Annotated in this window: 14 protein-coding genes; 8 read left to right on the forward strand and 6 right to left on the reverse strand. The window is 71.8% G+C overall.

Annotation, left to right across the window (positions count from 1 at the left end):
* Positions 1-50: 50 nt before the first annotated feature.
* The gene (locus OOK31_RS35940) at positions 51-1,253 is read right to left on the reverse strand and encodes a glycosyltransferase (RefSeq protein WP_267091632.1); all 1,203 of its coding nucleotides are present in this window, start codon (positions 1,251-1,253) and stop codon (positions 51-53) included.
* Positions 1,254-1,371: 118 nt separating this feature from the next.
* Complete coding sequence (locus OOK31_RS35945) at positions 1,372-1,719, reverse strand: hypothetical protein (RefSeq protein WP_267091633.1); 348 nt, start codon at positions 1,717-1,719, stop codon at positions 1,372-1,374.
* A gap of 154 nt (positions 1,720-1,873) precedes the next feature.
* On the opposite strand from OOK31_RS35945, the gene OOK31_RS35950 reads away from it, so the two are divergent.
* Positions 1,874-3,139: an XRE family transcriptional regulator gene (locus OOK31_RS35950; RefSeq protein ID WP_267091634.1), complete on the forward strand. Its 1,266-nt coding sequence runs from the start codon at positions 1,874-1,876 to the stop codon at positions 3,137-3,139.
* Complete coding sequence (locus OOK31_RS35955; protein WP_267091635.1) at positions 3,124-3,660, forward strand: GNAT family N-acetyltransferase; 537 nt, start codon at positions 3,124-3,126, stop codon at positions 3,658-3,660. Before OOK31_RS35950 ends, OOK31_RS35955 begins: the two co-directional genes overlap by 16 nt.
* An 18-nt stretch (positions 3,661-3,678) precedes the next feature.
* Here OOK31_RS35955 and fabV read toward each other — a convergent pair whose 3' ends face one another.
* On the reverse strand, positions 3,679-4,905 hold the full coding sequence (fabV, locus tag OOK31_RS35960) for an enoyl-[acyl-carrier-protein] reductase FabV (protein ID WP_267091636.1): 1,227 nt from the start codon (positions 4,903-4,905) through the stop codon (positions 3,679-3,681).
* Positions 4,906-5,389: 484 nt separating this feature from the next.
* Positions 5,390-6,871 carry a hypothetical protein gene (locus OOK31_RS35965; protein WP_267091637.1) on the reverse strand — a complete coding sequence of 494 codons (1,482 nt, stop codon included), beginning with the start codon at positions 6,869-6,871 and terminating at the stop codon, positions 5,390-5,392.
* 686 nt (positions 6,872-7,557) lie between these two features.
* Between OOK31_RS35965 and OOK31_RS35970 the strand changes: the two genes are divergently transcribed.
* Complete coding sequence (locus OOK31_RS35970; protein WP_267091638.1) at positions 7,558-8,217, forward strand: hypothetical protein; 660 nt, start codon at positions 7,558-7,560, stop codon at positions 8,215-8,217.
* A gap of 28 nt (positions 8,218-8,245) precedes the next feature.
* On the opposite strand, the gene OOK31_RS35975 is transcribed toward OOK31_RS35970, so the two are convergent.
* Together OOK31_RS35975 and OOK31_RS35980 are read right to left on the reverse strand one after the other, a co-directional pair.
* Positions 8,246-8,701, reverse strand: coding sequence for a hypothetical protein (locus OOK31_RS35975; protein WP_267091639.1), 456 nt, complete (start codon positions 8,699-8,701; stop codon positions 8,246-8,248).
* Complete coding sequence (locus OOK31_RS35980; RefSeq protein ID WP_267091640.1) at positions 8,680-9,129, reverse strand: hypothetical protein; 450 nt, start codon at positions 9,127-9,129, stop codon at positions 8,680-8,682. Before OOK31_RS35980 ends, OOK31_RS35975 begins: the two co-directional genes overlap by 22 nt.
* Positions 9,130-9,267: 138 nt before the next feature.
* Here OOK31_RS35980 and OOK31_RS35985 point away from each other — a divergent pair, with 138 nt between their 5' ends.
* The 5 genes from OOK31_RS35985 (at position 9,268) to OOK31_RS36005 (ending at position 12,225) form a co-directional block, all read left to right on the forward strand.
* Positions 9,268-9,594 carry a hypothetical protein gene (locus OOK31_RS35985; protein WP_267091641.1) on the forward strand — a complete coding sequence of 109 codons (327 nt, stop codon included), beginning with the start codon at positions 9,268-9,270 and terminating at the stop codon, positions 9,592-9,594.
* A 20-nt stretch (positions 9,595-9,614) separates the two neighbouring features.
* Entirely contained in the window at positions 9,615-9,761 is a 147-nt protein-coding gene (locus OOK31_RS35990; protein WP_267091642.1) for a hypothetical protein, read from the forward strand.
* Positions 9,762-10,107: 346 nt separating this feature from the next.
* Complete coding sequence (locus tag OOK31_RS35995; RefSeq protein ID WP_267091643.1) at positions 10,108-10,515, forward strand: YciI family protein; 408 nt, start codon at positions 10,108-10,110, stop codon at positions 10,513-10,515.
* Positions 10,516-10,549: 34 nt separating this feature from the next.
* Complete coding sequence (locus OOK31_RS36000) at positions 10,550-11,695, forward strand: RNA polymerase sigma factor (RefSeq protein WP_267091846.1); 1,146 nt, start codon at positions 10,550-10,552, stop codon at positions 11,693-11,695.
* A gap of 191 nt (positions 11,696-11,886) precedes the next feature.
* Complete coding sequence (locus tag OOK31_RS36005) at positions 11,887-12,225, forward strand: hypothetical protein (protein ID WP_267091644.1); 339 nt, start codon at positions 11,887-11,889, stop codon at positions 12,223-12,225.
* The last annotated feature ends 93 nt before the right edge of the window (positions 12,226-12,318 follow it).

Consider the following 12,318-nt stretch of genomic DNA (forward strand, 5'->3'; position numbering starts at 1 on the left):
GGTAGCCGGGCAGCGGCCCGCCACCCTCGGGTGGCGGGCCGCCAGGTTCCTCAACCGGCCGTGTCGAGCAGCAGCTTCGCGGCCACCGTCGCGCCGTCGGTGCGGATCGTGCCGGCCACGGCCGCCGCCCGGTCGCGGGTCGCGGGGGTCAGGGCCGTCCTGAGGGCGGCCGAAAGGGACTCGACGGTCGGGGTCGGGCCTTCGTGCTCCGCGCCGATGCCCAGCTCGGCGACCTGGCGGGCCCAGTACGGCTGGTCCACGAACTGGGGGACCACCACCTGGGGCGCACCGGCCAGGGCGGCCGTCGTCGTCGTGCCCGCGCCGCCGTGGTGCACGACGGCGGCCACCCGGCGGAACAGTGCCTGGTGGCTGACGTCGCCCACGGCGAAGCAGTCGTCCGCGTCGTCGACCAGACCCAGATCGGCCCAGCCGCGGGAGACCAGTACGCGACGGCCCTGCGCGCGGACCGCCTCGACGGACACCTTGGCCGCGTCCTTCGCCGCGCGCATCGGCATGCTGCCGAAGCCCACGTACACCGGCGGGGTGCCGGCGTCGAGGAACGCCAGCAGATCGTCCGGCAGCGGGCGTTCGTCCGGCAGGATCCACGCGCCGGTCTGTACGAGGTCGAGGTCCGGCAGCTCCTGCCACGGGCCGAGCACCGGATCCGCCGCCAGCCACGGCCGGTCGCCGAAGACGTGGTCGCGGACGTTGTCCAGCGGCGGCAGACCGATCGACTCCCGGTGGGTGTTGAGCGGCGCCAGGTACAGCGCGTTCACCTTCTGGACGTCGAAGTCCCACAGTGCGCGGTGGCCGGTCATGCCAGCCGGGGCCGGCGGGCCCGGCCGTGGCGGCGCCGGGTAGTGCACCGACGGCATTTCGAACGGGTGGAAGCAGGCGTACACGTACGGGATGCCCAGCTTCTCGGCCACCGACCGCGCGCCGGCCGGCATGAGGCCGCTCGCCATCAGGACGTCGCAGCCCTCGGCCGCCTTGCCGACCGTCTCGAAGTGCGCTGCGACCAGCTCGGCGGCGAAGCCGGCCACGTCCGACGGCGGCGGCCCGGTCACCAGCGCGCGCACCGCCCGGCCGAACGGCACCACCTCGGCGCCGACACCGGTCAGCAGCGCCGCGAACTCCTCGTCCGGGGGTGCGCACACCCGTACTTCCGCGCCGAGTTCCCGGAGCCGCAGCGTGAGCGCCGCCAGGGGTGCGATGTCGCCGCGCGACCCGTAACTCATCAACAGCACGCGCATTTCGTCACTCTCGTTCGGTGGTTGTGGAGCGGCCCGGCCTGGTGTTTCCGGGTCAGGTGGGCGATTCTGCGTCACAACCGGGGTCTTGCCGCAAGCCCCCCTCTGCGCTATATGTTGATCATGGAGAGAGCGGCTGCGCCACTACCGGTGTGTCGTCGCAGGCCTCGGCCGTAGGCGCGACCGCCCCCTGCGCGTCCCGCCGGTGCGCGGCCTCACCGTCCACGCCGCGCCTGGCCGGTACGACGTCGATGTCCTTCATGAGTGCCTTGCGCTCGCGGCCGCAGGCGAGGCGGATCCAGACGAAGGCCCGGTCGGCGTCGACTCCGGCCCAGCCCGCTCCGATCTGCACGATCCGGCCGGTGATGGCTTCGGGCTGCTCGTGGCCCCGGTCCTCCGGCGGAACGTAGGAGGTGCCGGTGACGTGGTCGCCGACGGAGTAGGGGCAGCGGTCGGTCATGGTGCTCACCGGCCCTCCTGGGGAGCTGTGGTGCTGATGACCAGTCAACGACCGTGGGGGCGGGACGGGACAGGAAGAGTTGCCGGGGCCGGGGTCGCGGGCAACCGGAAGACTTTACGGACCGTCTGGATCGGACCGTGATCGTGGCCGTACGGTCGGTGCCATGGCAGAGAACGCCGTACTCCGCGCGCGGATGGCGGACCTGGGCCTGACCCAGGACGAGTTGGCAGGTCAGCTGAACGCCGCGCTGCATTCGATCACCGGGAGACCCGGCAACATGTCCGCGCGGAGCGTGCGGAACCTCCTGAACGGGCAGACCACGCGCCCGATCGGCCGGACGCGGGTGGCGCTGGAGCGGGTGTTCGGATGCCCCCTCGCCGACCTGGGGTTCGCCTCACCCGCACCACCTGCACCACCCGCACCACCCTCATCGCCGGAGGACCCCGTGCTACGCCGCACCTTCTGCTCCCTGACCGCCGGCGCGGCTGCCGCTGCCGTCGTCCCTTCCGGCCGCCGGTCGGTCAGCACCGCGGACGTGATCCGGCTGCGGGACGGGATGGCCGCACTGACCGCGCTCGACCAGACGCGGGGCGGGCACGGCTCGTTGGAACGGGCGGCACTGGCCGGGGCCGCCGAGGCCATCGCGTTGCAGCAGCGGGCGGCCTCCCAGACGGTGCGGCAGCGCCTGTTCTCGCTGGCCTCGCACTACACGGCCTCGGCCGCCTGGTCGTGCATCGACGCCCGCCAGGGCGACCGCGCCCAGGCCCATCTCGATCAGGCGCTGCGCCTGGCGGGCATGGCGCAGGACCCCATGGCCCAGCTGCGGGTCTGGAACTGCACGGCCATGCTCGCGCACCAGCGCGGCCAGTTCTCCGAGGGGATCGCCGCGTCGCAGGCCGCGCAGGCGACCACGACCGCCCGCCGCGACCCGCTGTTCGCCTCGCTCGCCCATGCCCGTACGGCGATCGGGTACGCCTCGCGGGGCGACCGGCAACCCGCGCTCAGGTCCCTCGGCCATGCCCAGGACGCGCTCGCGCGGGCCGAGGAGAGACCGCGGCCGCCGTGGATCGGCTTCTACGGGTCGGCGGAGCTCGCCGCGCTCACCGCGATCGTGCACGACCTTCGCGGCGAGCCCGCCCACGCCGAAGCCGCGTCGCACCGCGCGCTCGCCGCGCTGCCCGTGGCGCTGCGCCGGAACAGGGCGATGACGACGGTCCGGCTCGCGCACGCGCAGCTCCGTCAGGGCGACGTCGAACAGGCGTGCGCGACGAGCAGTGGCGCGTTCGCGCTGATGGCCGGGGACCCGATCCCGGGCCGGATGCGGACCCAGATCGGCGACTTCCACCGCGACCTGTTCACCCTCGCCCCCACCGACCGTGCCGCCCGCGAGTGGGCCGACCGCTACCGCACCGAATGGAGCACGCCTTGAGCAGCGACATCACCCTGACCCGGCACGTCCACGACGATCTGCCCGCGATACGGCAGACGCTGCTGGACGTGCACGCCGACGCGTACGAGGACCGCATGGGCGAGGAATTCGTCCAGCGCTTCCCGTGGTTCGTGGACCACTGGGGTGGCAACCCGGGGTTCACGTGCGTGATCGCGTGGGACGGGGACGCGCCGGTCGGCTTCTCGTACGGGGCTCCGGCGGGCGAGGGGCGCCAGTGGTGGCGAGGGCACCTCGGTACGCCGCCGGCCGACCCGGCCACCTTCCACGTCTCGGAGCTGATGGTCCGCCCGAAGTGGCGGAAGGCCGGCCTCGGCCCGCGCCTGCACGATGCCCTCCTCGAAGACCGGCCCGAGTCCTGCGCGGTGCTGACCGTGGACACGAAGCGGCCCCGCCTGCAGGCCATGTACGAGGGGTGGGGATACCGGAAGATCGGACAGAACCAGCCCTTCGCCGACTCGCCGGTCTACGCCGTCATGCTGCGCGACCTCGCCGGCGTCTGACCTGCTCCGGTGCCGGGGTCAGGAGGTGTGGCCGGGCCAGGGGACGTCGGTGGCGACCGCGGCGGTGTAGTCGATGCCCGGTACGGAGAATCCGTACAGGCGCTGGACTTCGGCGCGGAACCAGTCGAGGTCGGCGAGACCGGCGATGGTGTCGGTCGTGGCGGCCGCCCAGCGTTCGGCGACGGCCGCCTGGACCTCGTCGGTGAGTTCCCAGTCGTCCAGCCGGATCCGGTCCTCGTCGTCCAGCGCGAGCGGTGCGGCGCCGGTGAGCTGGTCCCACAGCGCGGCGAGCTGGTGCACCGGCGGGACCACGGCCTCGCCGAGGACGCCGCGCAGCAGGCCGGTGTACAGGGCGATGCCGGGGATGGCGGTGGAGGACTGGGTGACGGCGGCGCCGTTGACGGAGGTCACGGCCCGCCCGCCCACGGTCTTGGCGAGCCGCTCGCTGAGGGTGCGGGCGGTGGCCTCCAGGTGGGCCTTGGCCGCGCCGATGGTGCCCTGCCGGTAGATCGCCGCCGTCAGGGGCGAGCCGATGTACGACAGCGCGGCGGTGGCGAAGCCTTCGCCGAGCAGGCCCCGGCCGTCGAGGTGGTCGATCCAGCGCTCCCAGTCCGCGCCGCCCATCACGGCCACGGTCTGCTCGACGTCGTCGCCCTCGGCCGGCCCGGTCTCGACCTCGCGGACCTCGGGAACGCCCTGGTCGTCGAAGACGAGGGTCTTGGTGCGGTTCGCCCCTCCGATCGGCTTGAGGACGGAGGCGTACGTGGCACCGGACTCCGGGTCGGTGCGCCGGGGCGCGGCCACCGAGTAGATCAGGTAGTCCAGACGGCCGCCGAAACGCTGCTCGACGAGGTCGGCGACCTGGTCCTTCATCGCGTCGGAGAACGCGTCGCCGTTGAGGAAGACCAGATCCCGCCCTTCGGCGCGGGCGATGTCGGCGGTGGCGGCGGTCCGGTACCAGCCGGCCGTGCCGGTACGCCGACCGGTGGGGGCCTTCTCGAAGGACACCATGACGCCGCGGATGCCGGCCCGCTTGAGCCCGGCGAGCGTGGCCGCCAGGCCGTAGCCGGCCGAGGAACCGATGATCAGAGCCACCGGCCCGGCGCCGTCCGGGGCACCGGCAGGGGCGGGCTCCGCGTCCGGGCAGGCCTGCCACATGTCGGCCACCATCCGCTCGCAGCCCGCCGGGTGGGAGTCGAGGAAGAGGAAACCCCGGTTGCGGGGGATGAGAACGCGCTCGCTCACGATGGCAGTCCTTGGGTGGGTCGACTGGGAACTGGACGGACGCGGCGAACCGGGGTCGGGCCGCCACGTCCCGTAAGTCTGCGACAGCGGGGACCCGGTGAGAGTCCCCTCCAACGACAATGATCATGAGCCGGTCTTGGAGTGTTCCACCACTTTCCGGCAGAGCGGGGACCAACTCCGGCCAGATCCGGCGCCTACCGCGCGCTGGTCTCCCGCACCGCCCAAGCCAGGTACTCCTGCGAGGCCCCGCCGGTCGGCAGCAGGAACCACTGCGGCTCGGCTCGGTCCGAACCCTACCCACCACCCGCGTTGCCGTCATCGGTCAGCGGTCAGCTCCACCAGATATGGGGCAGGGCCGCCCTGGCCTGGGCGGCCCTTCACATCTGCTGGGCCGTCACCGGGAGCGGCGGGGCGGCCGGGCCCTGGAGCGGGAGGTGCTGGCGCTGGAGGGCATCGGCTGGTGGAACCGCGCCCGCCGCTGGCGTCAGCCGGTGCAGCCCGGGATCGTGCCGGACGGGCTGCAGTTGTTCGGGTGGTTGTCGCGGACGACGTCGCCGTTCAGGGTGAGGACGCCGGACGACGCCGTGAAGATGCCGCCGCCGTCGCCCGCCCGGTTGTGGGTGATGGTGTTGCGCTCCAGCGTGGTGCTGCCCAGCCCCTCGGGTCCCCCGGCGTGGTAGAGGCCGCCGCCCTGCGCGGTGCCGCCCTTCGCGGTGACCGTGTTGTGGAGGACCTTGTTGCGCCGGGCCGTCATGGTGCCGCCGTCGGGGTTGTCGAGGCCGCCGCCCTGAGCCGTGCCGCCCGGTGCGTCGACGGTGTTGCCGGTGATGTGGCTGTCGGTCAGGTCGAGCGTGCCGAAGGGGCCGACGCGGACGCCGCCACCGCGCGCGGTGCCGTCCTTGGCGACGGCCCGGTTCCCGCTGATCTTCACGCCGCTGACGGTCATCAGGGCGTTGTTCGCGATGCCGCCGCCCTGGGCGACACCGTGCGGGGCGTCCGAGGTGTTGTCCGTGATGGAACCGCCGGTGACGGTCATCCTGCCGGGCGCCGGGACGCCGTTGGAGACGGCGGCGCGCGCGAACCCGCCCGGGGCGAAGGAACGGTTCTTGCTGATGACCGTGTTCTCGACGGTCGTCTCGGCGAAGCTGATGATGCCGGCCCCGAAGGCGAAGCTCTCGGTGTCCTTGGTGACGGTCGCGGTGTTCCCGCTGAGCCGGGAGTCGGTGACCGTGAGCGGGCCGTCGTTGGCGATGGCGGCGCCCGCGGCGCCGCTGCCGGGCTCGGTGCCGCTGTAGATGACGTGGTTCCCGGTCACCTCGGTGTCGCTCACCCGTCCGGTGCCGGGGTTGTCGATACCGCCGCCCTGGGCGAACACGTCGGACCGGGACGTGTTGCCGGTGATCCTGCTGTGGGTCACGGTCATCGTCCCGGCGTTGGAGATGCCGCCGCCGCAGGCCAGGCCCGGAGGGTCGGGGAAGGCGGGGCAGTCCGTGGCGAAGCCGCCGCTGATCGTCGTGTGGGTGAGGGTGAGGTTGCCCGTCCGGTCGACGAAGAGGATCCGGAACTTCGGTGTCGTACGCCCGTGTCCGTCCCTGTCCCCGTGCCTGTCCCCGTGCCCGTCCCCGTCCCCGTCCCCGTCCCCGTGCCCGTGCCCGTCCCCGTGCCCCTCCCTGCCCCCGTCCCGCCTGATCGTGGCCCCGCGTCCGTCGATGGTGATCTCGCTGCTGATCACCGGCAGCCCGTTGCCGGGGTTGGCGCTGTCCGGCGCCGTCAGCGTGTACGTGCACTTGCGGGCCAGCTGGAGCGTGTCCGGGCCTGGTGAGCTGTTCGCGGCGTTGACCGCCGCGACGAGATCGGGCACCGAGCAGCGCACCTGCACCGTGGCGGCGTGAGCGGCCGGGGCGGGAACCGCCACCAGCGCGCCCGCCACGAGGCCGAGGACGGCCGGAACATGCCGACGGGACATCGGGGACTCCTCTTCTGCGGTCTACGGCCGGCCGTCAGGGAACCGCGACCAGCCGAGCCCAGCCGACCACGCGCAACCGCCGTCGGCTCCCCGGCGTGATCCGTACGGGCGGGCGAACAGCCCGGAAGGACCACGCAGGCGCGCGAACGGACCAACAGAAGAGAGGAAGGAAGGAAGGAAAGAAAGAAGGGCGGGCGAAGGCGCTGCCAGAGACCTTCTCGACACCCGTGCACGGTGCGCAGCACTCACCCGCGCATTACTGCCCGGGATCGAGCGGCTGCGCAATCCTGAAGCATGCGGACTGAAGCTGGTCCGCGACGTCGGGGTCCGTAATTCCCTCGAAGAACTTGCCGTGCATGCGGAAATTGTCGAAGTCCGCTATGCGCAGACAGAATCCCAGCGGAGCAACAGCTCTCCTCAGCTGTCCCGTGGTGCCGAAGTTCAGACGCCATCTCCATCATGTGCCGCCGAGGGGGTGGGCACCACCGCTGCACAACGGTTGCCAATTCGAGGAGAATGACGGGTCAGGGCAGGGCCCCCGGGGCCGTACTCCGCCTCCGGCCCCGGAAGGTGGCGATGATACGGTCACCGTAGAGACGGGTTACGCCGGTCGCCGAACACATGACGTGTTGCCTATCTGGACCTGCGGGGTATGGGGAATGAGGGAGGGCAGGAGAGTGCAGTCCTTGCTCGCAGACCTGAACCGTCCTGGGGTCAATGCGTTCTTGACGGCCGTGGACAAAGTCATGAACAGCAATACCTTTCTGCTGAAGGTGCGCACCCAGACCCCGGTCACCCGCGAAAACCACCAAGAGGTGCTCAGCGCTTTCGTCCGCGACCGACTGTTCCACGAGATGATGCTTGACGCGGATCAGGAACGCGACTGGTGGATGTTCCACGAGGTCCCGTGGCAGACGCCGGACCCCTCGTTGGCGAACTCCACGGACGCGGCCCCCTGGCTGGTGCCCGAAGATCTCCACCTCGTCCTGGAACCGATGGACGAAGCGGGTTTCCTGGCCCGTCTTCGGTGGATGCTGTGCGAGGCGTTCAGTCCGCATCACGGCCATCTCGGAGAGGAGCGCGCGGTAGAAACGATCGGGGCCTTCCTGCATGAGGCTTTCGGAACCGGCAGCGGCCCCTCCTCCAGCCGAGGGACCGCAGAACAGCCGTTTCTGCACGGTTGGTCGTTCGCCGCCGTCAGGCCTGATTTCCTGCCGTCAACCGAGTACTACACCGCGAAGCCCTGCCCCGACCTGGCCTACTTCGACGGCGGCGAGTCCGATACCGCCACTCTCGCCTACCGGGACGGTGTTTTCTTCCTCCTGCTGACGAATGGATCACCGTAGGCCGCTCTGGGGCCCTGGGGCCCTGAGGTCAGGGGTATTGCTTCAGTTCGCCGGGGCGCTCGAAGTAGAACCCGTGCGGCGCTCGGGATTCCGGAGCGGCGCTGCACTCGCAGGGCCTGCCTTCGCCCTCGACGAGTCGGCTGCCGTCGAGGAGGGGCTTGCCGTCGAATCGCCGGCCGACGGAACCGAACAGGTGCGTCCCGCGGCTCAGCCGCATCAGGCACGCCACGACCTGCTGCGCCGGGACGGCCAGGCCGTCGGACACCAGGGGCACGAGCAGGAAGAGGTTCCACTTCTCCCGCGCCGTCGGACCGGTCCACAGGGCGACGATCACCCCGGCTCCGTCCGGTTCGGGAATGCACCCGCGGATGTAGTACGGCTTGGCGATGGGCGTGTCCGTGTAGTGGCGGAGGGCGGAGGCGACGGCGCTCTGCGTACGGGCGAGGCATGCGCCGGAACAGGTCAGTTGACCCACGTCGGGCATTTCTGCACTCCCCTGCAGTAGGCGGTGATGACGCCGACCTTCCCCTTCGCGCCGGGTGCTTCGTACGCGTCGTCGTCGGTCTTCTTGGCGTAGCGGACCTTGACCACGAAGTCGACCTGGCGGCCGTTCCTGATGGCCGACCCCCAGTATTCGAGGTTCCGCTGCTGATCGGAGGACTTGTCGGGCTTGCCGTCGAGCGCGGCGTTGATGAGCTTGCAGCTGGTGATGCCGTGCGGGCGGGAGAAGTGCTGCCATCCCAGCTCGGAGTTGCCGATGCGGGTGGGGATGCGGCGGTTGTCCCAGTCCGTCTGGACGCACTTCTCCGTGGTGTTCCACGAGGTGTCCGGGCCGTTGACCGGGGCGGCGGCCACCAGTGGGAGAAGAGCCGCCAGGACCGCTGCCGTGCGGAGTAAGGGGGTGGTGATCATCCGTCAAGAATCGTGGTCCCACTGCCGGCGCGTACGCGGACCGCGTACGAGTTCACCCTGATGACGGATCGGTTCAGTGGCATCGGCCTTGTCAGTGGGGGTGGCTACTGTGTTGATCAGGTACGGACAGAGCGGGCGGTGGACGTATGGGTGGGGATCAGGGACCGGGGACCGGGGACGGTCGTCGAGGTGGCGTACGCGCTGGCATGGGATCTGGAGGCCCGCGCGCCGTGGCGGCCGCTGACCGCCGAGGCGGCGCGGGAGCAGGACGTCGCGGGGCTGCCGTACGTCGTGGTGTACCGGATACCGGGGCGGGAGGTTCCGCTGGAGGTCCGGCTGGTCTCCCGGCGGGACCACTACGTCGGCCTGTGGGCCTACGACGACCAGGGCCGCCGCACCGACGAGCTGGACCTGCGGCTGCTGGACGACCCGAGTCGGCGCTGTTCCGGCCCGGGACACGGGTGACCGACGGGTACCACCCCGTGATGACCGTCGTGGAGCCGCGCCGGACCGGGACCCTGCGTGTGCCGAGCGGGCTGCTGGCCGTCTCCGGGCCGGACGACCTCCTCTGCCCGGATGACGACCCCAGGCTGTTCGGGGAGGACGAGGTCTTCGGATTCGACACCGACTGACCCGGTACGCCCGTGACGAGCGGCGGGTCCACCGGGACCTGGAGCCGCTCGCATGCCGACGGTGCTCCAGGACGGCGGTGTCGACGACGGGGCGTAGGCGGCACCGAGGCCGAGGACACCGAGGACGAGGACCCGCGCCCGTGTCCACCGGCTGACTCACCCCTGCCGCGTGGTTCAGTGGTTCGGCCGGTGCCGATCTTCCAAGGTCTCGCCCTCGCGCCATGCCGGGGACCCGGCCACGGCGCGAGCCCGAAGAAAATCGGACGGCGATGTCGAGAACCTGGGACCGGCTCCGTCCCCGTAGTGAACGCGACCGGAACGGGTCGCACCAGCGAGGAGAGACACCATGGCCAAGTACTTGCTGCTCAAGCACTACCGCGGCGCCCCGGCTTCGGTCAACGACGTGCCGATGGCCCAGTGGACGCCGGAGGAGATCTCGGCCCACGTGCAGTACATGAACGACTTCGCGGCCCGGCTGGAGAAGACCGGCGAGTTCGTCGACAGCCAGGCGCTGGCCCCCGAGGGGACCTTCGTCCGGTACGACGGTGAGGGGCGCCCGCCGGTCACGGACGGGCCGTTCGCCGAGACCAAGGACGTCATCGCCGGCTGGATGGTGATCGACGTCGACAGCTACGAGCGCGCCGTCGAGCTGGCCGGGGAGCTGTCGGCCGCGCCCGGTGCGGGCGGGAAGCCGATCCACGAGTGGCTGGAGCTGCGCCCGTTCCTGGGCGTGCACCCCACCATCACGGAGTGACCGCTCAGTGCCTCAGGTGCCCCGGGTGACTCAGATGGACGAGGCCCTGCTGCGCAGCCTCACTCCGAGCGTACTCGCCGTCCTCGTCCGCCGCGGAGCCGACTTCGCGGCGGCCGAGGACGCCGTGCAGGAGGCCCTCCTCGAGGCGGTCCGCGTCTGGCCGGCCGACCCGCCGCGGGACGCGAAGGGCTGGCTGATCACCGTCGCCTGGCGCAAGTTCCTCGACGCGCTGCGGGCGGACGCCGCCCGCCGCCGGCGTGAGGACCTCGTCGACGAGGAACCGGCGCCCGGGCCCGCGAGCGCCGAGGACGACACCCTCCGGCTGTACTTCCTGTGCGCCCACCCGTCGCTGACGCCGTCCTCCGCCGTCGCGCTCACGCTGCGCGCCGTCGGCGGGCTCACCACCCGCCAGATCGCCCAGGCCTACCTGGTACCCGAGGCGACCATGGCGCAGCGCATCAGCCGGGCCAAGCGCACCGTCTCCGACGTGCGCCTCGACCGGCCCGGCGATGTCGCCACCGTGCTCCGCGTCCTCTACCTGGTCTTCAACGAGGGCTACTCCGGTGACGTCGACCTCGCCGCCGAGGCCATCCGGCTCACCCGACAGCTCGCGGCCGCCGTCGACCACCCCGAGGTGGCGGGGCTGCTGGCCCTCATGCTGCTCCACCACGCCCGGCGCGCGGCCCGGACCGCGCCCGACGGCAGCCTGGTGCCGCTCGCCGAGCAGGACCGCAGCCGGTGGGACACGCGGCTGATCGCCGAGGGCGTCGTGATCCTCCAGGCGGCCCTCGCCCGCGACCGGCTGGGCGAGTTCCAGGCCCAGGCCGCCATCGCGGCGCTCCACGCCGACGCGCCCACCGCCGAGGAGACCGACTGCGTGCAGATCGTCGAGTGGTACGACGAGCTCACGCGCCTGACCGACAGCCCCGTCGTACGGCTCAACCGCGCGGTCGCCGTCGGGGAGGCCGACGGGCCCCGCGCCGGCCTGACGGCGCTCGCCGAGCTGGACGCCTCACTGCCCCGCCACGCGGCGGTGGCGGCGTACCTCCACGAACGCGACGGTGACCTGGCGACGGCGGCGCGGCTGTACGCCGAGGCGGCCCACAAGGCGCCCAACCTCGCCGAGCGCGACCACCTGACCCGCCAGGCCGCCCGGCTCAACGCCCGCCGATGCCGCTGACCTGTCGCCCTCCGTGGCGTCGCCCGTCCTGCACGACACGCCGCGCACCTGGCCCACGTACGCTCTGAACTGGGCGGACATCACCGTTCACTGCACCCCGCCCGACGGGCTGTCACCTCCGGGCCACCACCCTCCGTAGCGTGGACAGTGACACAGGAACACAGGAACGACTCCCCCGGAGGCGGGTACTCATGTCCGAGATCCTGATCAACACCAGCACCACCGGCGACCAGGGGCAGCCCACGGTCGCCGCCCTCTTCGGGACCCACTACCTGGTCTGCTGGAGCGACAGCGACGACGGCACGATCAAGGGCCAGCTCCTCAAGGCCGACGGCGCCACGACCACCGCCTCCGCGCCCGGCGGTACGGCGGCCCCGACGGGGCGCCGGTGGGCGACGAGTTCACCGTGCCGGCCGGCGACGGACTCCACGTCGGCCTGGTCCGACGAGGGCGGCGCGGCCAGCGACACCTCGGGGTCCGCCGTCCGCGGCCGCGCGTACACGGTCACCTCACAGGGCCAGCTGCTGTAGCCGCTGGCCCAGCACCAGAACGCGACGGGCAGGCGGCAGAAGAGGCCCACAGGAAGTCGCCGAGGCCCCTCACCACCGCGCAGCCCAACTACG

The sequence above is a fragment of the Streptomyces sp. NBC_00249 genome (assembly GCF_026342355.1).
Taxonomy (GTDB): domain Bacteria; phylum Actinomycetota; class Actinomycetes; order Streptomycetales; family Streptomycetaceae; genus Streptomyces.